Raw genomic sequence first — 25,779 nt, 5'->3', positions numbered from 1 at the left:
CTTTCTTAGTTAGTTTTTCAGATAAATTAAGACACAAAAAAAGACATTCTAGTAACTAGAACGCCTTGTGAAAAGCAGCCCAAAAAAGGCAACCTTAAACAAGACAATTCCCCAATCGAATTATCGAAAAGATTATGTAAAAATGGTATTCTGACTCAATTTCATCCTACTCTCTCGCCTTCTCTTTCGATGGCTATTGAGATTTCGTCCATTATACAGAAGAAAGGGGCTGCTGAGGGTTCTCACCTCATTCCCATTTTTCACATACGCTATCACGTGATTATCGTAACAAAATAAAAATGATAAGACAAGGAGTAATTGATAAATGTTATCAATATCACATAAATGGTTGTATTAATGAATTTCATTTATTTTGTGAACTATGTCTTATAATGAAAAATAACTACTACAAAAAAATCAGCTGTCATACCCAGAAATTATTTTTTCTGAGTATGGCAGCTGGTAATCTTTATTACTGATTATTTATCTTTTTTCATACTTGCTAATCGTTGATAATTTTCATTTCTTTCTGCCACATCTTGTTTTGTATTATCATACATTTCTTCTACCACTCCTTGATCATGAGTCACATTTATTAGTGAAGAAAAACGAGTTTGTGTTTCTAAAAATTCTGGAATTTTATCTAGATCAGCTTTTTTAAAGTCCACTCGCATAGGATCCTTACCTTTATCAGCTAAACGTGGATCGTAACGATATAACTGCCAATACCCTGAATCAACAGCTTCTTTAGCATTAACTAACGCATTACTCATTCCACCTTTAATCCCATGATTAATACATGGTGTGTAACCAATAATTAACGATGGTCCAGGATAACTTTCAGCTTCAGCAATCGCTTTTATGGCTTGATTCGGATGAGCATTAATCGAAATTTGTGCCACATATACATTACCATAAGTGGTCGCCATCATTCCTAAATCTTTTTTAGTTGTCTTCTTACCTGAAGCTGAGAATTTAGCAATGGCAGATTTTTGAGTTGCTTTAGAGGTTTGTCCACCTGTATTTGCGTATAACTCATTATCCATAACAAAGATATTAATATCTTCCCCTGAAGCTAAGACATGATCAATCCCACCAAAACCGATATCATAAGCCCAACCATCACCACCAATTAACCATTGGCTTGGTTTAACAAACATATTTTCTTCCTTCAGCAAGTCTTGGAAAATAACTGCTGTTTCTGCTTCCAAAGCTTTAGAAAGCATTGTGGCACGTTGTCTTGTTCCATTACCCTCTTCATAATTTTCAAGCCAATCAGATAATGCTTCTTTTGTTTCTTGGCTACCTTGATTACTAGCTAATACTTCTTTCACCTTATCAACAACTACTTGACGTTTCACTTGGTTAGCCACATACATTCCAAAACCAAATTCAGCATTATCTTCAAATAAAGAGTTACTCCAAGCAGGTCCTTGTCCAAACTGATTGGTCGTATAAGGCGTTGTTGGTGCAGATGCACCCCAAATAGATGAACAACCTGTTGTATTAGCAATCATCATACGGTCACCAAATAATTGGGTTAAAAGTTTAATGTACGGTGTTTCTCCACATCCTGAACACGCACCAGAAAATTCAAGTAATGGTTGCTCAAACTGTGAGCCCTTCACAGATTCTTTCTTGAATTTCGTTTCTTTTTGTTTTAAAGTCATTGAAAATGCCCAATTAGTAGCTTCTTCTAGCTGTTCCTCGTATGGTTTCATAATAAGTGCTTTCCCTTTAGCAGGACATGCATCCACACACAAACCACAGCCAGTACAATCCTCTACTGACACTTGAATTCGATAATTCAATCCATCTTTACCTTTAAAGTCTCGTGTAATATAGCCTTCCGGTACTTCTGCCATTTCATTCTCATCCAATAAGAAGGGACGAATTGCTGCATGAGGACAAACAAAGGCGCATTCATTACACATTGTACAGGCATCAGCTTGCCATTCAGGAACCTCAAGTGCGATTCCCCGTTTCTCGTAAGCAGCTGTGCCTAAAGGAATTGTTCCACCTAGCATCCCATTATCAATTAAATCATTAACAGACAATTGATCTCCTTCTTGGCGTTCAATTGGTTGGACAATATTTTTTACAAATGATGGCAACTCTGTATTCTCTGCTCTTTCAATTATTTCAAGATTAGCCCATTCTTTAGGAACCTCAATTTTCTTCAAAGCATCAAATGTTTTTTCAATCACTGCCCAGTTTTTATCTACAATTAAAGAAGATTTTTTTCCATATGCATTCTTAATTTCTTCTTTTAATAATGGTAAATATTCTTCTCTCGTCATTAAATCAGTTAATTCAAAGAAAGCTGTTGACATAACGGTATTAATTCGACGCCCTAAGCCTTCACTTTTGGCAATATCCATCGCATTAATAATATAAAAATTAATATTATGTTCTGCTAGATATTTTTTCAAATGTTTAGGTAATAATTTTAAGACTTTTTCCTCTGTCCAAACCGTATTCAGTAAGAAAGTTCCCCCGTCTTTTAGGCCTTTAATTAAATCATATTTATGAATATAGGCCGCATTATGGCATCCTACAAAATCAGGATTTTCCACTAAGTAAATTGAATTAATTTCCTCTTTACCAAAGCGTAAATGAGAGACAGTCAAACCTCCTGACTTTTTAGAATCATAAGCAAAATAGGCTTGAGCATAACGATCAGTGTTATCTCCAATAATCTTAATAGCTTGTTTGTTTGCTCCAACTGTTCCATCAGAACCAAAGCCCCAAAACTTCGCTTGGAAAGTCGTACTAGGTGTTAAATCTAACATTTTTGTCATTGGTAACGACAAATGAGTCGCATCGTCATTAATCCCAATTGTAAAACGCATCTTCATTTCTTTTTCTTCTAATAATAAATGATCATAAACTGAGACAATTTGATTAGGTGTCACATCTTTTGAGCCAATACCATAACGTCCACCAATTACCACCGGGCGATTGGTATGACGATAAAGGACACTTTGTACATCTAATAAAAGAGGCTCGCCATCTGATCCAGGTTCTTTTGTTCGGTCTAAGACAGCAATTTTTTGAACTGTATCAGGTAATTTTTGAAGCAAGTTCTCAGCAGGAAATGGACGATATAAATGAATCGCAATATGTCCCACTTTTCTGCCTTGCTTGTTTAAATAATCCACTGTCTGTCTAATCGTTGGTGTCGCTGATCCCATAGAAATAATTACTTCTGTTGCTTCAGGATCACCGTAATATGTTGTTAAATCATACTCTGTTCCTCTAATTTTATTGATTTCACCCATATATTTTTGAACAATTTCAGGCAAACGATCATAGTATTGATTCACCGTTTCTCTTGATTGAAAGTAAATATCTGGATTTTGAGCTGTTCCTGAAACTGTTGGCGTATTAGGATTCAAGCCACGATTTCTAAAATGTGCTAATCCTTTTTGATCTACTAATGGTTTTAAGTCCTCATAATCAATTACTTCAATTTTTTGAAGTTCATGACTCGTTCTAAAACCATCAAAAAAGTTAACAAAAGGTAAACTACCCTCGATACTTGCTAAATGAGCCACACTAGATAAATCCATAACCTCTTGAACACTACCTTCAGCAATCATGGCATAACCTGTTTGTCTCGTTGCCATGACATCGCTGTGATCACCAAAAATACTTAAGGCATTCGTTGCTATAGCACGAGCTGTTACATGGAAAACAGTAGGTAATAACTCACCTGCTATTTTATACATGTTAGGAATCATTAAAAGTAAGCCTTGAGATGCTGTATAAGTAGAGGTTAAAACACCTGTTTTTAAAGAGCCATGAACTGTTCCAGCTGCTCCTGCTTCAGATTGCATCTCAACTACTTTGACTGGTTGTCCGAAAATATTTTTTTTACCTTTAGCAGACCAATCATCCACAAGTTCAGCCATTGTGGAGCTTGGCGTAATTGGATAGATAGCAGCGACTTCAGTGAAAGCATAAGAGATGTAAGCTGCTGCACTATTACCATCCATTGTTTTTGTTTTTTTCATTCTTCTCTCCCTTTTCTTTCGTATTAACTGTAATCGTTAGGCTAATTTTGCAACTATTTCTTTGGCAAACGCATTGATTTTCTCAACATCTTCACCCTCAGCATCATTTTCAATCGTTAAGGTATCAGCTGCTTTGGTTGCACCCGTTTTAGTTAATGTTTCTTCAAATAAGAAAGCTGCTTTACAAAAGAAATCTGGGTATAATTCACTGTCTCCGCTACCTACTACTGCAAATAATTTATCTGATAATTCTTGGTCAGCTACTTCTTCATAGAAATCTTCAAATCCAAAAGGTATTTCTCCATCTCCATCTGTAAAAGTAGCAATAATTGCAATGTCTGCATCCTCAAAGTAATCTCCATCAATATCGTCTGCTTCTTCTCGTACAACTTCCATGTCTAAGTCTTCAAAAGCATCCTCTAAATATTCTGAAATGCCTTCTGTATTTCCTGTGTTTGATGTGTAAGCTATTTTTACTAATGTCATGTTTTTTCCTCCAATAATTAATTTACTTTTTCCATTGTTTTACATGCGACAACGTTAATACCTGTATCCGAAACATTTTCGATGATAATATCTCCTACAAAAACAGGAGCATGTAGTTCAATTTTATTAATTTCTGTCATAATATCTGTCATTTTTCCCTTTGGAATCGCCTCTACAGTTTTTACTGGAACTCGTGGTAATACTGCTTCACCAATTTTACATGTCGATGTAATCGTTCGAACAGGATTGGTTAGTTCTTGCTGACCATAGATAGCCCCTTTTCGACAAGCATTGCCTGTTACTTTATTGCCATTTTCTTCATCTACATGCAAGTGACAACCTTTGGGACAAACGATACAAATTAATTCTGCCATCCTCTACATCTCCCTTATCGAAATTTCTAAGTCAGTCATACTTTCAGCATCAAAAAATTTCTTTCTTAAATTTAGTGTTTCCATCTCACCAGGAGCTAAATCTTTTTTCTTAAAGGTCGTTACAACTTCACCATGATTTGAAACAACGACTTCACATTGTTCAATCACTCGATTAACTCTAAAATAAATCTCCACTTTTTTATCTACTTGGTTTTTCCTTATTTTTTGAGGTAAACAGTAAGAAACGCCCTCGCCATTTACAATGGTCATTTCCTCATCATGAGTATCACTTGCTAAATTTTGAACGTATTCAGCCGCAGAAGCACCTGCCAGCATACTTTCAGCACTTACATGATCCACTAAATCATGGACATGAAGAACATTCCCACAAGCAAAAATTCCGGGAATGGACGTTTCACGATTTTCAAAAACTAAAGCTCCCTTTGTTTTTTTATCCATCTCAATACCAACTTTTCGAGATAATTCATTTTCAGGGATTAAACCAACTGATAATAATAACGTATCACATTCAATTTCTTGTTCTGTTCCTGGAATAACATTCCGATCATGATCAATTTCTGCCATCGTGATTGATTCTAAACGCTCATTTCCTTTAATATCAATCACGCTATGTGATAAATAAAGGGGAATATCAAAATCATGTAAACACTGAACAATATTACGATTCAACCCTCCCGAATATGGCATCACTTCAATACACGCTAGAACTTCAGCACCTTCCAGAGTCATTCGTCGAGCCATGATTAAACCAATGTCACCTGAACCAAGAATAACTACTTTTTTACCAACCATATAACCTTCCATATTCACATAACGTTGTGCTGCTCCTGCTGTCATAATTCCAGCAGGACGGGCACCTGGGAGTTGAATCGCACCTCTTGTTCGCTCACGGCAACCCATGGCAAGCACAATTGATTTGGCAGAAAGAATTTGATATCCTCGTGTTTTATTCATGATGTGAACTTGTCTTTCTTCTGTAACTTCAAGAACAATCGTATCCAACATAACTTCGACAGTTGTTTCTTTCAATTTTTCAATAAATTTACCGGCATATTCTGGACCAGTTAACTCTTCTTTAAAATAATGAAGACCGAATCCGTTATGAATACACTGATTTAAAATACCACCCAATTCAACATCACGTTCAATGATTAATATTTTTTCTAATCCTTTTTCATACGCACTAACCGCAGCAGCCAGTCCAGCAGGTCCACCACCAACAACTATTAAATCGTACATTTACAAGACCTCCTTGGATTGACTAATTAAAATATGACTATCAAAACGATCCAAATCAACTTCTAATGGTGATATATTTAACTCTTCAGCAATAATCTCTACCACTCGAGGACCACAAAAACCACCTTGGCATCTTCCCATTCCAGCAATCGTCCGACGTTTTACCCCTTCAACTGATTGAGCTGGCAGCGTTTGGTGAAGTGATTCTCTAATATCTGCTTCCGTCACATTTTCACAACGACAGATAATACGTCCATAATCAGGATTTTCTTTAATTAATTGTTGTTTTTCTTCAATGTTTGCTTCATTAAAATGAATTCTTTTACGTTCATCCACATACTTTTCTTTTTTAATTAACTCTAAACCATCACTTGCCATCATCTTAATTAAATAAAGTGAATTAGCCGGAGCTGCTGTTAAGCCAGGTGATTTAATTCCTGCCATATCATAAAACTGAGGCGCTGCTTTTTCGATAATAAAATCAGAACGGTCTGTATTCGCACGTACGCCTGAAAAATTACGAATAGAGTTAGCTAGATTAATAGTGGGAATACTTTTTCTAGCACCCATCGCCACCTCTTTAAGTCCTAATGCTGTATTAGAAACATCTTGCCCTGTGTTTACCCATTCATCAGGAATATTTTCTGCATTTGGTCCCACAATAATATTACCATGAGTGGTTGGTGCCACTAAAATTCCTTTTCCAACTTTGGTTGGGCATTGGAATACAATATGATTAACTGTGTCCGTTTCTTCTAGATCGAGTAAATAATATTCGCCACGACATGGTATCGTTTTAAAAGTTGGTTCAGCTACAAGTTCATGGATTTCACCAGCATTAACGCCTGCTGCATTGATGACATATTTACTTGCAAATGTCTCTGTTTTAGTTATTATTTCATAATGATCTTCTAAAAAATCAATCTGTTCCACTTTTTGGTTGAATTTAAATGTTGTCCCATTGATTATTGCTACTTCTGTCATAGCAATTGCATATTCCCATGGATTTACCACTGCAGCACTTGGCGCATATAAAGCCCCGTATATCTCTTGATTAAGATTGGGTTCTTTGGCTAATGTTTCTTCTTTTGACAAGATCTGAACATTTGGCACACCATTTTTAACACCTTGTTGATGTAACTCTTTCACCGTTTCTAAATCCTCTTCTGAAAAGGCCACAACTAAGGAACCTAATTCTTTTCTTGGAATATCTAATTTCCGACAGATTTCTTTAGCTAATGCAGATCCTTCTACATTAAGTTTTGCATTTAAAGAGCCTGGTTTTGGGTCATACCCTGCATGCAAAATAGCACTATTGGCTTTTGTTGTCTTGACCGCCACATCATTTTCTGCTTCTAACACACATACTTTTAAATCATATTTACTTAATTCATACACTAAGGAAGAACCACTAATGCCGGCTCCAATAATAATAACATCGTACATTTTTTCCCCTCCAATGGTAAGTAAAAGAGCGCACTGAACCAACCTCACGTTAGTGATGGTTGGTTCAGTGCGCTCTTTTCTCTAGCTGTTTATTTTATTGACTTAAGTATAGACTTATTCACAAAGTTTTGCAATCGTTTTCTTTATAATTCCCAAACATTTTTATTTGTGGAGGAAATAGCTGAAGCGCCATTTTTTAAAGCACTAATTACATCGTCCTTATCAGTAATCAAACCACTGACAATTAAAGGACGCTTAATTTGTTCTTTGACAGCTTGAATAATTTTTCCATTAGGATTTGGCATTATTTCAATAAAATCAGGAAATTTACTATTTTGACACTTCTTTAGTGAATTAAATGCTAAGGAATCTACCATAAAAATACGGTAGACTGTTAGAAAACCTAATGTTTGTGCTCTGACTAGTTGAGGCCATTTTGTCGCAATAATTCCAGAAAAAGCCGTATTTTCCTTCAAGTATTTTAAACCAATCTCATCATCAGACAAACCCTTAACTAAACCTAAATGAACAAAGCCAATTTTACCACTTGCTTCAATTTTTTGTGAGATTTCTTTAATCGTAAGTAAAGAAGATTGTAAAACAAAAATCACTTCCACCTCTGATTTTAGTAATTCATCCAAATCGGATTCTTCTTTAATCGCAGCAATAATCGGATTATTTCTGAGTCGTTCATAGATATTCGCTTCTTTCACAACAAATCCCCCTCTTCTCTTACTGCCATTATACCTAAAAATGATCACCTTTAGCTTAAAATCAGATAAAAGATTATTTAATGACTAGGGGGAAAACGATTTTTAGCTCACCTTGTTTTTTTGATTCATCATCTATTGGTTCTGAAATAATAACCCCTTTGCCATCAATGCTCATTTTTTTATACTGACTTTTAAGCATTTTCTGAGAACTGATTTTATCAACTATTGATTCTTTTAATACTGACACCTCTAGTTGATTAAAGCTAATTTCAGTGGTGACTGGCTTATCTTTTGTGGTATATTCCGTTATTTGGAAACAAAACGGTTCGCTCTGTTCATACAAACTAACCATCGTTTTCATCTCTTCTTGGAAAACGTCTTCGAAATAGTCAATTTTTTTAGTAGTAATTTTTTTGACTTTTTGAGGTGCCATTTCACCACCACTATATCCTTTTTTTACTTGATGCGTCTCTAATAACATGACCTTTTCTTCTTCAAACTTAAATGTATAGTAAATAATTGGTTCTTCTATTTTTTGAATGGATATAACCTTGTCATTAGCCTTAATAATTTCGTATAATTCATGATTAATAAGTAGTTTTTCATCTGCTTGATCAACTGTATAAATAATTCGGTCCTCACTCATCCAGGCTCCTAGTATACTATCCAGGGATTTCTTATCAATTTTTTCAGAATCTTTTGATGGCTCTGAATTATTCTCATTTTGACATGCTACAACAACTAGTGAAAAACAAAAAATGAATAAGATATAACTTATTTTTTTCATCGTCGTTAACCTCTCAAATTCTTTTTTCTACATATAAATGAACGTACAAACACGTGCCAATCACTATAAATCCTTCTAACATTATTAAAAGAAATAGCACATCAATATGAAATACGAAAAAAAGCAGATATTCAGTAATTATCAATAGAATTCCAAGAACGAGTAACGCCTTTCTTGCTTTTTTATAGGCAGTTATCATTAATTTTTGAGCTTTTTCCCAATTCTCTTGATTTTTCATCGCTTTCTTGCTTCGGTATCCTTCAAAACGGTTAATTTTCTGAGGATACTCATAAAGTGGTGGAGAAAACAAATAAAGAAATAACGACATCAATAGCAAAACCATACAAATACGCTCCTCACTTATCACACTTTGTATTTATAATTATTTTACCATAGTTCTTTTTCTTATTCATAATCCACTTGATCTAAAAGAAAACTGTAATATGGTGATAAAAAAAGATTTAAGGACATTTCTGTTCCTTAAACCTTTTACTTTTCTAATTTAATTTTTTCTTCACTGGATCAGGTAACTCTGATTCTTTGACTTCTTCCCAGCTTAACGGACCTCTTTTAGGGTTCATTAAAATTTTGATATAGGCATTTTTCTTTAGTGGACGCTCTTTGTGAACAGTAAATTCAATTAGTTTTTCATTAGCCTCTTTATCATATCCAGTCATTTCATAAGTGTAAACAACACCCTGTACCACATTTTTATCATCCAATGCTTTTTCTTTATTAATTGGATCAGTAGTTACTTTAACATAATAATCTGTTCCACCTGCATAATCATTGTAAAAATAATAGCCTACACCACTTAAAACTAAAATACTAGAAATAATAATAATTAATTTCATCGGTACTTTTTTCATCCTGTTCACCTTCCTTTAGTTGTTAGTTTACCATCTACAACAACTAAAGTTAATGGACCATGAGTCCTATTTTTTTGTCAGACTTCTGAATAGTTTTTAAGTTCTGCTCTTTAAAAAAATGTCGAAATTAAAGCTACAATAGCTAACCCACCTTGAGTTAAGATAATTTTTTTGTTACTTGTAAAACCGCCATACAAAGCCACTAAGATAATATAAACTAATAACAAACGACTAATTTCAAGAGAAGCACTAGACAGAAAGACACTGTATAGTAATCCTAAACCAATCAAGCCGTTATAAATCCCTTGATTTTTGAATAATGTATTTAAATCTGCTCTTTTAAGTTCTTCTTTAGTTAAATTAAACACTCGGCTAGTGGCATCTGATGTTGTGGCAAATGTCTCTAAATACATAATATAAAAAAATTCTAATGCTACTAAACATATTAGGACAGTTGTGATTATTGTCATTTTTTCTCCTATCATTTATGACTATTTTTACTTAAACTCTGTAATTTTCTCTGCAGACAATCTAGCAGATGGATAACCCGCTTCTTTGGCTTTTCCTATAGAAAGAATCATGACTGGAATATAACGTTCTTTCTCTAAATCAAAGGCTTCTGCCAATTGATCTGCTTCAAATCCACCTATTGGATTCACTTCATATCCATGAGCACGAGCAACCAACATGAACTGCATCGCAGCTAAACTTGAATCAATTTTAACCACATCATTCATCTGTTCTTTAGTAAAATTTTTGTAATGAGGAATGATAGCTGCCAATTGTTGATCTCTCACTTCTGCCGGTATCTTGCCTTCTTCCACCGCTTGATTGTAAATATCTTCACCATATTCATAACACAACATATCACCGAATACTAAAACCATCGCAGAAGAAGTATCATTTTGAACAGTATTAAAACGAATTAATTTTTTCAATTTTTCTTTTTGCTTTGAACTTTCGACAACAACAAAACGCCACGGTTGCATGTTTACAGATGATGGCGCTGTGGTTGCTTCTTGAATCATTTCAAGCATTTCTTCTTGAGAAATTTTGTAAGTTTCATCGTATACTCTAACTGATTTTCTTCCAAACATAATATCTGAAAAATCATTATTGATTTTATTTTTTGACATATTTTTTCCTTCTTTCATTTAACTAATTTCATTAACAATGCTAATAATAAATCGGCTTCCTGTTCACTTAAAGAAACATCTACTCCATTACCATGAGAATGCTCACATACTTTTAAATCTTCTAATGCTTTATTTGTGATTTTCACAAGAATTTCACGATTATTTTGTTTGTTTCTTTCACGTGTGACATACTGTTTTTCTTCTAGTACTTTCAAATGTCTCGTGATTGCGGCACTATCGATCTTTAATTCATTTTGGAGTACCGTTTGTGAACACTCCTCAATTTCTTTTAAAAACATCATTAATTCATAACGAGTAATACTAAATCCTGTTTCTTGTTCAAACTTAGTCGTCATTTCTTGATTAGCTAGTTTTAGTTGATACAATAGTTTACTTAACTGTCTAAGATCCATTAGAATCTCCTTCCTTCATTTGATTAATCAACAGTTGACTGATCAACTATATAACGAATTAGTTGATTTGTAAATTATTTTGTTTTACAAAAAAAACTTCATCTTATCTCCAATCGAAGTATTAACTGCCTTTTTATTCATAGTATGAACATAATGTAATTAATTTTCGTACTTTAAAAGTAAATTTTGGTATAATAAATAAAAAAGGAAATTGGAGCAGATAAATTGAGTAAAGACACTAAGAATTTAACAAGAAGTTTAAAAAATGATAGAAACAATAAAGATTTGTTACGTACTGAAATAAACAATGCTACTGACCCTAACGTTAGATTGGAGCTAACTAAAATGTTAGTAGAGCTTGAACGGGAAGAAAAAAAGAAAAAAGCCACAAAATGGATATTTTTAACCATTATTTTATTGGCTATTCTGCTTTCACTTCTTTATTTAGGAAATAAATCATCTAAAGACTCACCTGTTACTAAAAAAACTAATATCTCTTCAAGTTCAACTCAACAAACACAGACCAGTGAATCAACTAAAGAATTAGTTAAAGAAACTAATCTTTCTGAGGATGAACTAAAGAATTGGGTCATGGCCGTTTTAGATTTAACTCCGCCACCACCAACCAAATACATATTAAAAGTTCGTGTCGATGATACAGATAAGTTAGCCTACATACACGTAGGTGTTGACCAACTTGATGGAGCAGGAACATTCCGAGTGAATGCTAAAGGGCAGCTAGAATATTTACCACGTATGGGACAAGCTACCGGATCTAGTCAATGGATTCTAATGTCTGATAAATACATGGATACTTCACTTGCTGAAAAATATTACGAAGAACAATCAGAAAAACAAACTAAAGAAGATGATGATCTTAATAAAATTAAAAATCAACTGATTGGAAAAAAATACGTCATTAAACCAATTCTCTATGATGGTATAGATGCTGAACAAGCCATGAATGATCGTAAAGCTCCTCAAAATTTAATCCACGACGGAGTTCAACCTGTTACTTTTACTAATGATACAACTGTTCATATCGAATTAGCAGGAACATATCGTCCAGACTATGATGAAACATATACAATTAATTCTAAAACTATCAATCTAAAAGACTACTATATTCCATATACATTCAATAATGGAAACTTTACATTTGATACATGGACAACAAATATTGACGGACATACAGTTACTTGGGCAATGACACCTCAATAATTTAATAGAAGAGACAAGGAAATTATCATAAAATGAAATTTACTTGTCTTTATTTTATCGCTCATCAATAAGCAATAAATATTTTCTTATCCATATCAATCTCCATACTCAATTCTAAAGTAATCTAAGTACTTCATTTAATTTATACAGTATAAAAGAAGATAATAAAATTAATCACATTATTGAAAAACAAAAAAACAGAAGCAACCTATCAGCTTCTGTCTTTCTTTTCATTAATAGGTTCCTTCTTCTCCCTGAGAAGTTAAAATAACTGGTCCATTTTTAGTAATCGCTAAACTATGCTCATACTGGCAACTCAAACTACCATCTAGAGTTTTTGATTCCCAGCCGTTTGATTCCATCTTCATTTGCCAAGAACCAATATTTACCATTGGTTCGATAGTAATTGTCATGCCTTCTTTTAAACGTATTCCCTTACCCTTTTCCCCGTAATGAGCGAAAAATGGCTCTTCATGAATCGAGGGACCAATGCCATGAGCGATAAAATCACGAACCACACTGTAGCCTTCTTTTTCAACATAGGTTTGAATCGCGTAACCAATGTCACCTGTTCGATTGCCTTCTTGTGCTTGCTCAATGCCTAAATATAAAGCTTTTTTAGTGACTTCCATTAAACGTTTCACATCTTCAGACCCCTCACCAACCACATAGGCCCAACAAGAATCTGAAATAGCTCCATTTAGATCAATACACATATCCACTTTGACTAAATCATTATTTTTTAATACCTGTTTTTTAGGAAATCCATGACAAATCTCATCATTCACACTAATACACGTTGCATATTTATAGCCTTCAAAACCTATCTGTGCTGCTATTCCACCATGTGATTCAATATAATTTCTCACAAATTTTTCAATCTCTAAGGTCGTTATTCCAGGTACAATAAAGGTTCTTAATTCTTTATGAACATCAGCTAGTAATTCCCCTGATTTTTTCATTAATTCAATTTCTCTTGGTGATTTTATAGTAATCATCTCACGCCTCCTTAAGTAAATTAAGTTTAACAGAATCCTTAGAATTCGCCAATTGTAAAGGATTATACTTAAAATTTTATCGCTCATTTTATCACTCATTAGCAAGCGATAAAACGAGCGATAAATTATATAACTATTATTAATAATTAAAAATCAATCACCATACTCAATCCTAAAGTAATCTAAATAAGTTTTAAATTTATCTTGAGCATTCAAAAATGTATCTGTTAAATATCCTTCTTCATTTTCCCACTGCTTCAACCCTCTATAATAAAACATTTTTAATTCGTCATCTATGATAAAAGGTGTGATATCATACTTTAAGCATTCTTTAAATAAGATCAGCCTACCTACTCGCCCATTACCATCTTGAAAGGGATGAATCGTTTCAAACATATAATGGAAATCTATCAAATCTCTTAATGTTTTTTGTTCAATTTTATGATAGTCACTAAGCATTTTTTTCATCTCTTTTGCCACGTTTTCAGGTAATGTTGTTTCTTTACCTCCAACTTCATTGGGCAACTGTTTATAATCTCCCACATTAAACCAGTCATTTCTTGAATCACTCGTGCCATTTTTTATTATTTTATGCAGCTCTTTTATAAAGTTCTCACTTAATTTAGTATTGGCATTTTCAATCACTAAATCGATTGCTCTAAAATGATTGGCCGTTTCAACAATATCATCAACATTAACAATCTTATTCTCCAAGCCGATGGTGTTCGTTTCATAGATATATCGGGTTTCATCATGAGTTAATTTACTTCCTTCAATTCTGTTCGAGTTATAAGTCAAATCTATTTGAACTCGGTGATAAATACTACCTTTTCTACTACTTCTTTTCTCTTCTTTTAATATGTCGAGTAATCTTTTGGGTTGGTCTATTTTTTTATTTAATCTCATTGGTTTTTCAGCATTAGCTGGAATTTTCCATACACGCCCATCTAATTGAGCGCCTGGAATCCGATTATTTTTAGCATAATTTCTAACTGTACGTTCTGATAGATTCCATTTTTTTGCAATCTCTACTACTGATACATAATCCATGATTATCACCTCTTAGATTATTGTAACATTTTGTCGGCAATAAATATATTTTTATTATTTTGACATTTATTTATTACCGATAAAGATTACATAATGATCTATTTACAAAAGGAGGAGCGTAGAAACTCAATATTTTAAGTTATACTTAATTTTTATTAGATTCATCAAATTAACTTCCGTAATATTTTTTTAAAGAATTATACTTTTCATCGTTGCTAGCATAGGCTGTCAGGATATTCAAATATTTATATAGGCTATTTTCATTAGTATCATAGTTTGCTTTCTCAGAATGTAATAATTCTGGATGAGCGCACAATAATTCTAAAACTTGTTCTTGTTCTTCAATTCGTTTTTTATTATTTCCATTTCTAATAAAATTTAACTGTAATTTTTGCAATTCTAGCTTTCTTTCTGCTAGTTTTGGATTAGTTTCTACAAATAATTTTGATTCCACTCCATCAACTCCTTCTCTGAGCTATTATTTCTTTAATTATAACAATTAAAGAAAAGGAAATTTAATATATCATTAAATTTACAAACAAAAAAACACCCCCTAGTCACCTAGAGAGTGTTACGTCCGAACAGTTTTAATTCCTATTAGAATAAGCTTTATTTAAACTAAAATTATTTATCGTTTAAGTTGTAGAATGAAGCTAAACCTTTGTATTGAGCTACTTCACCTAATTGGTCTTCAATACGTAATAATTGGTTGTATTTAGCAATACGGTCAGTACGGCTAGCAGCCCCTACAAACTCTCAAGAGAGTTTATTTTTTGATTTATCAGCTTTTCTTGTTGCAGACACTTACTTTTCTTTTATTTAGTCAGCATCTTACCTTCGATTAAAATATAAGTCAAATCAAAAAATAAAAGGTAATGTATAACTAAATAGGACGCTTTTTAAAGTTTGCAATACATTACCTTTATACTAAAATTTTTCCACAAAAATCGTTATTTTACCTATAATTTTTTGTTTAATTTCCAATTATTTTTTGAAAATCCTCATCAATTTTTACTTTTTCTAGTTTTATTTTTTTTATTAATTCCTGTCTATCATTGTTTTTTATGTATAAATTAGATTGCAAACTAACTAGATTTCCCCCTCCTGAAATACTACCATCTTTATTAATAGTTTTATTTTTTAATACATCCTTGTTAATACCAGTTTTTTTCATTGTCTGACTATTAAATTTATTGGTAATATTTCTCATGACATTGATTGGATTCAATAATTCTTCATTAACATGTTTAGTTTTTATGTTTTTAAAATAGTATTCAATCGCATCTAGAGAAGGTTTCAATTTAATATCAGTATTATTTTTTTGATAACCATACTCTCTATAAACGTTATTTGTATAGTTTTTTACATCCAACAAATTATTTAATAAAATTAATTCACTTGAATTTTCAATATCTTTTGAGGAAAATCTATAACTTTTAAACTCTTTGTCGTTAATAAACCCTTTTTTTTCTGAATATTCAAGCTCTAAAATTAGTCTATAATAATATTTAGTAGCTAAGGTTAGTGTAAAGAAATAATTATAGATAACTTTATACATATCATCATCCATTGAAATCAATTTTATATCTTTAACACAATTTAAAATTTTAGTTTCGATTGATAGCAAATCTGAAATCAAGTGATGTAGATATTTAACATACTTTTCTACCCTTATGTTTCTTTCAACCTTATTTAAATTTTTCCAATTTTTAAATGCAAATGAACAGTCATATAAATCAACGATAAATTCTCCCGCATATAAGCCTTGTTTAAATTTATCAAAGTATCTGCATGCAAGGTTAACAGCATGTCTTTTATCATCACTACCATTGAAAAAAAATTTTTTATTTCTACCACTTTCACCAAATATAATGTGAAATTCTTTAGTGTTATACAATTCATTAAACCCAATTAAAAAACATTGGTCTTCAAAAGATAATTCTTCTTTAATCAAAGAAAGCCTTTTCGGGGAATACCCTTTTCTTTTAATCTCTAATAATCTTTCTTGGAGAAATTCAGCTCTTTCTTCTTTAGAACTTATTCTATTTATGGGCGTATAAAAATAATTTGCAATTCCCTCTTTATATAATCCATAGGTATAGTAATTAGGTAAACTTACTTTGGATTCTTTAGTGGTTAACTTTATAATTTTCCTGCCAATTAATCTTGAAAAATCTGCAAAACGATTCTTTGAAACAATAGTCATATAATCATCACGTTCGCAAGCAATACTATTCAATCCCAATTCATATGCTGATATGCTTATAGCTCCACTTCCTGAAAAACTATCTAAGACTGTCATACCTGGTTTAGCATACCTTTTTAAAAGTTTGTTTAACATTGGAGCTGGCTTAGGAGTGTCATGTATTATATCATCTATTTGATAGGCACTTGGCGAAAATATACTATTATATATTTCAGAAGATTCTTCGAAGCTTTCATCAATAGTATCCAAATTTTCATAAGTTAGATTATCAAGTAATGTTTCATAATCTAAGCTTTCTTCCACCAATTCATCTATAAATTCACCATCTACTTTAGCTTTTCTTAGTGCTGTATAATCATACAACCCTAACATAGTTTCAAACTTTTTATATCCACTAACGGCAGTAATAACATATTCACTTTGTTTATTAAAATGAACGCTTGGTCTAGGATTAGTTTTTGCCCACTCAAGGTAGGGTAGAATAGTAAATAAACTGTCTTTCATTAAACTATCTATCCACTCCTCCTTGCTGTCTTCTAAATTACCATCATTAACACTGTCATAATAGTTCTCTGCATAAGCAATCTGTAAAGATTTTTCAATAATTTCAATATTAGAATAATCATTAAAAATTAGTATTGTAGCTTCCGATTTTAACTTGGGAATTAATGATTTAAAGTAATCTGTAAAAAATTCATACCTTCCTTTTTCATCAAGCTCATCATCCCAATCATTTTCTGCATAATTTATAAAATATGGTGGGTCTGTTAATACAATATCTATACTATCATCAGGTAAATTTTTATGTAATGTTTCAAAGTCAGCATTGATTATTAAATTTTGTTCCCCAGCACCAACTTTTTCTTTAGAACTACTCATAATTTTACCCAAGTCTTCTAATAAATAATCTTCCAATTCTCTAGGAATTATTGAAGTATAGTTAGTATTTTCCTCTTCGTTTTTATGCTCTCCGTAAAACCATACATCTTCACTATATTCATCGAACGGTATTGATTTTTGATAATCGTATGAAGGATACAAATAGGGTCTTGTAATAAAAATAAACTTATATATTTCTTCAAAGTAATTAACAATTATTTGTATAAAAAAGTTATTTTCACCTATAGAATTAAAATATTCAACTAGTTCGACAAAATTGTTTTCACTATATTTTTCCAATATATTTTTTCTTGTATCTTCGTTTTTTTTAGTTAAATACTCTATTTTGTCTTCCTTCGTGAAATTTTTTTTACTGCATCTATTAAACCATATATATTTTAATTCAAGAGAAACGGGCAATTCAATAAATTCACTAAAAAAATCATCCAATATAATTTGAAGTATTTTATCCAGTCTTTTGTTGTGCTCATCTTCCTTACCATAAACATCTTGTTTTAAATCATTATAAATCACATACTCTAATTCTAAGCGTCTATACAAACTATTCCTTATTCTACGTAATAACGACGTTAAATTGGAAAACTCTTGTTTTATCATTACCATGTTCTCTTGATTACTTTTTTTAGTTATTTTTCCTTTCACATCAAAGATTTCTTTATAAGCGTTATAGACTTGTTTTTTTTGATAACTAGAAAATACTGTTGAATATTGACCTAGACTATAAAGACTATTTTTTTTAGAGTCTTCCATAGTAATCACCTCTTTAATTATATTTCTTTAAACAGTTATACAATAATATTTAGACTAAAAAAAATTGACTATAACTTAGATTCCAAACTTTCTCCATCATTTACCACATTTGATAAATCTTCTATGAAATCATCACGTTGCTTATCATTAAAGATTTTAACACTTGATAATCTGACGTTTTCATCTTCACCGATTATTCTAATGCCTTCACCTATTTGTATTTCTTCAAGTAATTTTTGTTTCCACATGTCAGTTGCTACAAGGTGTTCACCCTTTAGCATGCTGAAGAAAGTAATCAACGGCTATATGATGCAAAAAAAGATATTGTTAAAAGTGTTTTTTTATTATAAAATCTTCTTCTATTATTTCCATAAATTATCTCAGCTTTATACTTACTCTTGTTTTTTTATAAATTCAAATAAAAAATATATTCTATATGCTAAATTTTTTTCGATAATATTTTTAAGAATTTGGAATAAATTGATGAATTATTCCCTCAATGTTATAAATTGTCCACTTTCCATTCGGTACTAATCTATTGTGAACTTCGCCATCTACTTCATAAATCATTCTAAAATCTATTTCACTAGTATATTTAATTTTATTAATATCATAAGCTACATTAATTTTTACGTTTGATACTGCTGATGCCGAATCTTCAATACTTATTATTTCTATATTATTAATTTCAATATTTTTAAACTGTTTTTTTAGTAGTCCTGCTTTTTCATTCTTTATAACTGACTTAAACAATGATTGTGGATAAAAATCTACTGGTGAACCATAATTTTTATTTTGGATATACTGTAAAAATAAAACAGCATTTAATTCAGGTGTACCTTCCTCGACATTTTCAAGAATAGGGTTCAACTTTCTTGGTTCCCATAACTTCTGCAACTTTTCAAATTCTTTTTTTTCTTTATTGTGTTGTTTCAGTTTTTTTAAAACTGAAAATAAGGATACATCCTCAGCTTGTGATTTTTGATATTCTTCTATCCTATTTTCTTCATCTCTTAAACTTCTAGCCCAATCTGCAATATAAAAAATAAGAGCAAAAGATTTAATCGCAACTTCCTTACTGTAATAATTCAAATCTCTACCATGTAATATACCATTTCGATATGGTAAATCTAATTTATCTGTAGTTGTCTTCTTTCTACTTTTATTTAATATTTGAGTCAAAGCTTTTAAACCTGTTGAATGGCCTGAAATTGAATCCCATAACTCCAAATCAGTAGTTGAAGCGAAAAGGCCCGTATTTCTTATGTCATTTATCATACCATCAGACATCATCAACAATATCGGAATACAACTGTAGTATCGACCACTAAAATAATCTTCTTTTGCAAAAGTTAATAATTCCTGCCTTCTAATGAATAATGTGTTTGCCATTGCAATTCTAAAAAATCTATCAAAATTTTCCTCATAATAAGAAATTAAAATACTATCAACTTTATCAGGACAATTTATACATTTCTTCATAATTTCAGGATTTATTAAATCATGTGCAATCCAACCTTTGGATACAAATAACTCATTAAATTTATCAGGTAAATTAACTAATTCAGTGTATTCCCTTTCTAATTTAGAAATTTCCAATCCTGTGTTAATTCCTAAAGGCTTAGTGATTTTTTCTATTAGTTTAAGTCCTTCTAAGTTTTCACCTAAGTCTTTAATCGAATTATTATCTGAAATTTTCTTACTCAAAACAACAACCTCCTCACTTCTTTATAATACTCAATCACATTGACATATTTCCAAACCAATATCTCTTTATTGACTAACATCCTATATTTATAACCACTTTTAGTGCAGTGATAGAATTTGTGATTTATTAATTAATTTATATCTTAATATTATAATGAAATATCATCTTCCTCAGTATCTTCTTGAATACTTTTGAAAATTTTTAGTTTTTCAGAGTTCTCCTTAAATGAACTACTATAAATTTTTGTTTTCTTTACATGCTTTTTTACATTATAATGTTCTAATTCTGGATAAATATAACTATTATCTATATTCATAGTAGACAAACTTTCTAAAAGATTTTCCTCACTACTATTAGACTCAATTCCCATAATTTCAAAGGGAATTTCCCATCTTTCTAAAATATAATCTTTATTCAAGAAATTGCGCTGACTTCCAAATCCTTTTAATATAAAACCACCTTGTTGATTTTTTATTCTCTCATTACTTTTATGAGGGATAATAAGATAATCTTTACATAAATCATCTAGTACTAGTTCATCTCTGAATCCTGGTTTATAATTTCTAACTTCATGCATCAGTCTTTTTACTGAAGTCATATTATTATATATTTCGTTAACTCTTTTCATAGCATCTTGAAATCTATCATAACCATCAAAATAAAAATCTTCTACTCTAGAAAATAATAAAAACTCATTCAGAATTATTTCAACATCCTTTATATCTTTTAAAATCGACTCATTTGTATAATCAGGATACTCATCATAAATAGACATTCCTAATTCAGTTGAACCTATTACTTTAATCAAATCACTTAAAGGCTCATTAGAAAAAAGTTTTTCCATAAAATTTGTAAAATCAAACTCTTCAATTCTTTTTATTTCATGAAAATACTCATCTATCATTTCTTCATCTGAAGAATAATCTTTTTCTTCCATTTCATTATTTTCAATTTTTAAAAAATTGCTGAATCTCTTTTTTTCTATTACACTCAAGTACCAAATAATAACTTCCACTTTAATTCTCAAATAACTATATAAGGAATCCTCAAGTTCATCTTTTTGTGTATCTTTCAAACGTGATAAAGATGACATAATAGATACCTTATCACTAAAAATTGTTTTTGTTTCTAACTCATTTCCATTTATAATATAAACTATTCCTATATTGGGATTAGTTGATTTATTACTACTTCTAGTTTCTGAATCACAAGAAAAAAATAAAGAAATATAAGGATTAAAAGATACATCCAATAATCTTGTAGGTATTCCATAATGTTGTAATTTTAATAAAATTTCTAAATTACTTTCTACACCCTGAAATTCATTAGGTAATTCACTTAAAATACCATTTATTAACTCACTTTCATCAATATATAAGTGTTCTTCTCTAAACAATTTAGGTATTAGTTCATTAGAATTATTTTCATAATCGACTATGCCACGATATATAATATTTGGATTATTTTTTTTAACTCTTTTAACATTGTCTATAAAATTATTGAAACTTTTTATTTTAACTGCATTCATAGCAATCCTACCTTTTTAATCAATTATACCATTTTTTATTTTATAAATGGTATTTCTACTAATCTTTAAATTTGTTGCTAAATTTTTTACTGATATTCCATCCTCTAACCCCTTTATTATGGCATCATACACCAACTTATCCGCTCCAGTTGCATCTTCATGGTATTTTAGTAGCCTACCTTTATACTTGCCTTCTTGCTTTGCTAGTTCAATTCCCTGTCTTTGATTATTTTTAATACGTTCCCTTTCTTCTTCAACCATCCATGAAAGAAGTTCAAATACAATATCTGAAACAAGTTGCCCCATACTCCCTAAATCTTTATATTTTTCTGTGTTTAAGATAGGCATATTTACGACCTCTATATTTATTCCCCTATCAATTAACTCTTTCCACACGTCTTTAATATTTTTCTTGTTCCGTGATAACCTAGACAAGTCTTGAACTACTAATGTATCTTCCACCCTCAAAGTATTCATTAGCTTTTTCCATTCAGGTCTCTCTAAATTTTTCCCTGACTCCTTATCTATGTAAATACACTCTTTATTTATGCCCATTTCCTTTGCGATTTCTAACTGTCTACCTTCATTTTGTTCCTTACTGCTAACTCGAATATAAAAAAATTTCATTCTCCTCTCCTCCATATTTTTTAATCTATTTACTGAATAAGTCAAAATGAACTTTCTAAATCATCCGTTTTAACTGTCATTACTGTATTCTTAATTCTAGATATTTTGTCCTTTTTAGGTATACCCACTGCGAACATTTAATTAGTATAACTCTGCTCTCTTTTATCTGCTAATATTTACATACTTTTTAAAAATCGGTATTATTTACGGAATTAAAGTCGGTAAAATACCCGTATCTATTCCCGTAAATTTAGCCGATTCTATCCAAAAGTCGACTTTATAGTCGTAATTAAAGTCGGATATTTTTACGGAAATATAATCGTATAATTTTACGGATTTATAGTCGACTATTTAAAAGATATCCTTTTCTCCACCGTTAATAATTTGTTCTACATCCTCTAAATACTTGTTATTTGTATTAAATTTTCTTGTGAAGTCAGTCGCTATTTCTTGCTTACTAATGTTTGAAGTATGCAAGATACTAAAACTACTTGCATAGTCCGAACCATTGCCGTTTATTTTAATTTCACTGTTAATAAAAAATTTCCCCTGGGCTCCTTTTCCACGACTATCCAAATCCTTGTAATATTTAGTAATTTCACCACTACTGTCCAAGCTTGCCAACTCGAAATTGTCTATTTGTCGCCCTAAAATCATTATGTTTACGTTTTGACGGATATTTTTTAGGTCTTCTTTTTTAGCACTTTGTTGGATTACCATAATGTTTATGTTTTGACTTCTACTCGTTCTTAATAGTATAGCTACCTTACCTAAAATTCTTTTTTTGGTTTCGTTGTCCGTTCCTTCTAATAAATTTTGGAACTCATCTAGTACTAGAAGAATATTCCCCATATAACTTTCTATAATATTTTTTACCTCTATTTGTTTATTTAAATTATTTGCGTTGTCCAAACGGTGCTTTTTTAGAATATTGATTCGTTGGGTATTAATAGTTGAAACATAATCAACCATTTTTTCCATATCTTCCACGCTATCCCTAACTACTATTCCACGTTCGTCCAACCTTGCCTCAAGGTAATCCTGACTTTTTAAGCTAACAATTAAACAGTCTTCATACATGTATTTCCCTTTAAATTTCAAATTTAGTAAGCTCGTTAATAGATTTAAGACTAATACACTTTTTCCTGAGCCACTCAACGCACTTATTAGCCAGTGGGATACTGTTTTATTAAGGGAATCTGCTGTTATTTCCGCCGAGCCATTTTCTGTATTCCCCATAAGTATTTTTCCGTTTTCTGCGTGGGATATTCGGTCTTTTACTGAAATTTCATTTACTTTAATGTTAGTATTAAAAATTACTTTTAAAGTAAAGTATCTTGCGTCAATACTGTCCTCAATTATTTTCATGTTTTTAAAGCTTGTTTTCTGTTGTAATATGTGTAAACTATCCCTTACACTCTTAATGGTTTTCCCCTCAAACAACCTACATTTTATTTCACAACTATTTACATTTTCATTAGTAAATAGTTGGTTTTCTTCATGGTAAATGAACCCTAGACTATTTTTATTTTCTAAAATATTACGCAAAACCTTATGAACTTTCGGGGAAATATCATTATTTTGGCGGAAGACTTCTAACCTTTCCAACTGTTCATTTTTACTAATATCAGTTTTCCCTCTTAAGTAGTCATGACATTTATTAAAATTTTGGGTATTTAGTGAATAATATCTTTTCCCCTCTTCAAAACTTTCTAATCTTAACATTGTGAACACTAAATCCACGTAGATTTCTTCTACAGTTAACAGTTTAAAGCTACTGTCTACTTGTTCCCTGTATATTTCTTGTATCTTCTTAAAATATAATTTTGGTAAATTTCTTCTATACACTACGTCTACAACTATCATTAAAATTATTGGTAATGTTAAAAATAATACTATTTTTAAATTTACTAGTAATCCCAATTCTATTAACATGAATCCCCCTAATAATGCGTAAAGTTGTATTATCCTTGTTCTATCTTCTTGTATTTCGTTTAAACGCTTAAAATAAGTTAGTTTAGCTTTAGACTTGTTGAATCTCTGTACAGTCCAATTTTTTAGTTGAGTTAGTAAATTCTTGACTAAGGTTTTTAATTCTTGCCCGTCAATTTCTACTTTTATTAAATTATTGTTTTTGCTCATCTTCCTTTCCTCCAATTATTTTCCTTTCAAATTCGTATTTCTCCTTTACATTAATGTATAAGTCTTCGTTATTTTGGCGGTCGTGCTTATTTTTTAAAGCCATTAAATTTTCTTTTGTAAATTGAATAATTGTGTTGTTGCTGTAAATACTCAAATACATTACTTTAAAGCTATGATTAATTGTTATGAATATGAAATCTTCTTTTAAATTGTTGATTACCATGTTTAATCCGCTCTTTGAATTATAAGTATCTGTTATGAATATTTTTAAATGCTTACTGTTCCCTAAAGTTTGTATTTTCCCTGTAAGAACGTCTTTCTGCTCCAGAAATATACATTCTGTGTTGATTAAAGTGTTTTGGGTTAGGAACATGGAAAAATACAGGTTCTTGTTTAGAATTGTAAAATTGTCCAAGTAAAGCTTATCCTGTTCCTCTTCCATTAAGCTGTTTATGTAGTTTATTGCATAAGGAATGTAGCTCAACATATTGTTGTTAATTGCCTCGTCTAAATTTAGTTTTTTGTTAAAAAATGTCTTACTTGGGCGGTGTTCTATCCCACTCATCAACTCATTATTTAGTTTTAGGTTAGCTAACATTTTAGTTGAATAAGACCCCGTTATTCTCATTAAACTGTTCTGCGTTATTGTCGTATCTTTAATAATGTTTGCTAGTTCATTAGCCGTTGTTTTTCTAAAAGTTTTCTTCCATTTGTCCGAGTAAATTTCTGTTCTTTGGCTAGATTGATACATGTTTTTTGGTAAACCTGGTCTTTTCAGTCGTACGGTCTCCTCATTTACTTTAAATTTAAATTCTCCTTTCTCATTTATTGACATTTTTTATCTCCTCCTTTTTATTTTGGGTAAATATATGTGCTATATCCTCACTTTCTAAAATTAGTTTTTAATAAAATCAACGGTTTTTTTAGTTTGATATTTTTAGCCTTTGGTAGTTCAAATGCAGCTTAAATGTATGTTAATTTAATTTCACATGTATTTACATTTAAAGCCGTTTCATCTGTTAACAATTGATTGATTTTTATTAGGAAATTGTATTTTGAATGTGTCAGATACACCTCTTATTATCTATTTCAATTAATTTCCTGTTTCATACCCTTGCGTTTTTTAGCCAAATAAGGATGACTTACAAA

General features: G+C 31.1%; 23 protein-coding genes, 1 pseudogene and 1 riboswitch. Of the genes and pseudogenes, 1 reads left to right on the top strand and 23 read right to left on the bottom strand.

Annotated features, from left to right (window positions below; translation table 11 throughout):
* Positions 1-123 precede the first annotated feature (123 nt).
* A riboswitch (cobalamin riboswitch) is annotated at positions 124-304 on the bottom strand.
* A 175-nt stretch (positions 305-479) separates the two neighbouring features.
* From nifJ to FM121_RS09890, 12 genes are all read right to left on the bottom strand, one after another.
* Positions 480-4,016, bottom strand: coding sequence for a pyruvate:ferredoxin (flavodoxin) oxidoreductase (gene nifJ, locus FM121_RS09945; protein WP_086952014.1), 3,537 nt, complete (start codon positions 4,014-4,016; stop codon positions 480-482).
* A 36-nt stretch (positions 4,017-4,052) separates the two neighbouring features.
* The gene (locus FM121_RS09940; protein WP_086952013.1) at positions 4,053-4,502 is read right to left on the bottom strand and encodes a flavodoxin domain-containing protein; all 450 of its coding nucleotides are present in this window, start codon (positions 4,500-4,502) and stop codon (positions 4,053-4,055) included.
* 17 nt (positions 4,503-4,519) lie between these two features.
* Positions 4,520-4,876 carry a DUF1667 domain-containing protein gene (locus FM121_RS09935; RefSeq protein ID WP_086952012.1) on the bottom strand — a complete coding sequence of 119 codons (357 nt, stop codon included), beginning with the start codon at positions 4,874-4,876 and terminating at the stop codon, positions 4,520-4,522.
* A 3-nt stretch (positions 4,877-4,879) separates the two neighbouring features.
* Complete coding sequence (locus FM121_RS09930; RefSeq protein ID WP_086952011.1) at positions 4,880-6,136, bottom strand: NAD(P)/FAD-dependent oxidoreductase; 1,257 nt, start codon at positions 6,134-6,136, stop codon at positions 4,880-4,882.
* Complete coding sequence (locus FM121_RS09925; protein WP_086952010.1) at positions 6,137-7,582, bottom strand: NAD(P)/FAD-dependent oxidoreductase; 1,446 nt, start codon at positions 7,580-7,582, stop codon at positions 6,137-6,139.
* 143 nt (positions 7,583-7,725) lie between these two features.
* Complete coding sequence (locus FM121_RS09920; RefSeq protein WP_179203851.1) at positions 7,726-8,295, bottom strand: glycerol-3-phosphate responsive antiterminator; 570 nt, start codon at positions 8,293-8,295, stop codon at positions 7,726-7,728.
* A gap of 73 nt (positions 8,296-8,368) precedes the next feature.
* The gene (locus tag FM121_RS09915) at positions 8,369-9,082 is read right to left on the bottom strand and encodes a hypothetical protein (RefSeq protein ID WP_086952008.1); all 714 of its coding nucleotides are present in this window, start codon (positions 9,080-9,082) and stop codon (positions 8,369-8,371) included.
* 13 nt (positions 9,083-9,095) lie between these two features.
* Positions 9,096-9,425, bottom strand: a complete 330-nt coding sequence (locus tag FM121_RS09910; RefSeq protein ID WP_143597080.1) for an SdpI family protein — start codon at positions 9,423-9,425, stop codon at positions 9,096-9,098.
* Between the two features lie 154 nt (positions 9,426-9,579).
* Positions 9,580-9,951: a YxeA family protein gene (locus tag FM121_RS09905; protein WP_086952007.1), complete on the bottom strand. Its 372-nt coding sequence runs from the start codon at positions 9,949-9,951 to the stop codon at positions 9,580-9,582.
* Positions 9,952-10,061: 110 nt separating this feature from the next.
* Positions 10,062-10,421, bottom strand: coding sequence for a DUF1304 domain-containing protein (locus FM121_RS09900; RefSeq protein ID WP_086952006.1), 360 nt, complete (start codon positions 10,419-10,421; stop codon positions 10,062-10,064).
* Between the two features lie 27 nt (positions 10,422-10,448).
* Positions 10,449-11,087, bottom strand: a complete 639-nt coding sequence (locus FM121_RS09895) for a nitroreductase family protein (RefSeq protein ID WP_086952005.1) — start codon at positions 11,085-11,087, stop codon at positions 10,449-10,451.
* 14 nt (positions 11,088-11,101) lie between these two features.
* Complete coding sequence (locus tag FM121_RS09890; RefSeq protein WP_086952004.1) at positions 11,102-11,500, bottom strand: MarR family winged helix-turn-helix transcriptional regulator; 399 nt, start codon at positions 11,498-11,500, stop codon at positions 11,102-11,104.
* A gap of 225 nt (positions 11,501-11,725) precedes the next feature.
* On the opposite strand from FM121_RS09890, the gene FM121_RS09885 reads away from it, so the two are divergent.
* The gene (locus tag FM121_RS09885) at positions 11,726-12,721 is read left to right on the top strand and encodes a hypothetical protein (protein WP_086952003.1); all 996 of its coding nucleotides are present in this window, start codon (positions 11,726-11,728) and stop codon (positions 12,719-12,721) included.
* A 233-nt stretch (positions 12,722-12,954) separates the two neighbouring features.
* Here FM121_RS09885 and map read toward each other — a convergent pair whose 3' ends face one another.
* From map to FM121_RS09830, 11 genes and pseudogenes are all read right to left on the bottom strand, one after another.
* Positions 12,955-13,719: a type I methionyl aminopeptidase gene (map, locus tag FM121_RS09880; RefSeq protein ID WP_086952002.1), complete on the bottom strand. Its 765-nt coding sequence runs from the start codon at positions 13,717-13,719 to the stop codon at positions 12,955-12,957.
* A 153-nt stretch (positions 13,720-13,872) separates the two neighbouring features.
* Positions 13,873-14,769 (bottom strand): Fic family protein, encoded by an 897-nt coding sequence (locus FM121_RS09875; protein WP_086952001.1) that lies wholly within the window; start codon positions 14,767-14,769, stop codon positions 13,873-13,875.
* A gap of 169 nt (positions 14,770-14,938) precedes the next feature.
* A complete protein-coding gene (locus tag FM121_RS09870; protein ID WP_086952000.1) occupies positions 14,939-15,223 on the bottom strand; it encodes a hypothetical protein in 285 nt (94 codons plus the stop codon).
* Positions 15,224-15,393: 170 nt separating this feature from the next.
* Positions 15,394-15,516 (bottom strand): annotated as a pseudogene (locus FM121_RS09865) (hypothetical protein); the annotation flags it as partial.
* 226 nt (positions 15,517-15,742) lie between these two features.
* Positions 15,743-18,625: a site-specific DNA-methyltransferase gene (locus tag FM121_RS09860; protein ID WP_086951999.1), complete on the bottom strand. Its 2,883-nt coding sequence runs from the start codon at positions 18,623-18,625 to the stop codon at positions 15,743-15,745.
* Positions 18,626-18,693: 68 nt separating this feature from the next.
* Positions 18,694-18,906: a hypothetical protein gene (locus tag FM121_RS09855; protein WP_143597079.1), complete on the bottom strand. Its 213-nt coding sequence runs from the start codon at positions 18,904-18,906 to the stop codon at positions 18,694-18,696.
* Positions 18,907-19,087: 181 nt separating this feature from the next.
* Positions 19,088-20,332 (bottom strand): hypothetical protein, encoded by a 1,245-nt coding sequence (locus FM121_RS09850; protein ID WP_086951997.1) that lies wholly within the window; start codon positions 20,330-20,332, stop codon positions 19,088-19,090.
* 149 nt (positions 20,333-20,481) lie between these two features.
* Positions 20,482-21,861, bottom strand: coding sequence for an FRG domain-containing protein (locus FM121_RS09845; protein ID WP_086951996.1), 1,380 nt, complete (start codon positions 21,859-21,861; stop codon positions 20,482-20,484).
* 15 nt (positions 21,862-21,876) lie between these two features.
* Positions 21,877-22,488, bottom strand: coding sequence for a recombinase family protein (locus tag FM121_RS09840; protein ID WP_086951995.1), 612 nt, complete (start codon positions 22,486-22,488; stop codon positions 21,877-21,879).
* 351 nt (positions 22,489-22,839) lie between these two features.
* The gene (locus FM121_RS09835; RefSeq protein WP_086951994.1) at positions 22,840-24,630 is read right to left on the bottom strand and encodes a hypothetical protein; all 1,791 of its coding nucleotides are present in this window, start codon (positions 24,628-24,630) and stop codon (positions 22,840-22,842) included.
* Entirely contained in the window at positions 24,614-25,465 is an 852-nt protein-coding gene (locus FM121_RS09830) for a hypothetical protein (protein WP_086951993.1), read from the bottom strand. Before FM121_RS09830 ends, FM121_RS09835 begins: the two co-directional genes overlap by 17 nt.
* Positions 25,466-25,779: the final 314 nt, after the last annotated feature.

It is taken from the genome of Vagococcus fluvialis bH819, assembly GCF_900163795.1.
Lineage (GTDB): Bacteria > Bacillota > Bacilli > Lactobacillales > Vagococcaceae > Vagococcus > Vagococcus fluvialis_A.
This window is presented reverse-complemented; position numbering and strand designations above follow the sequence as displayed.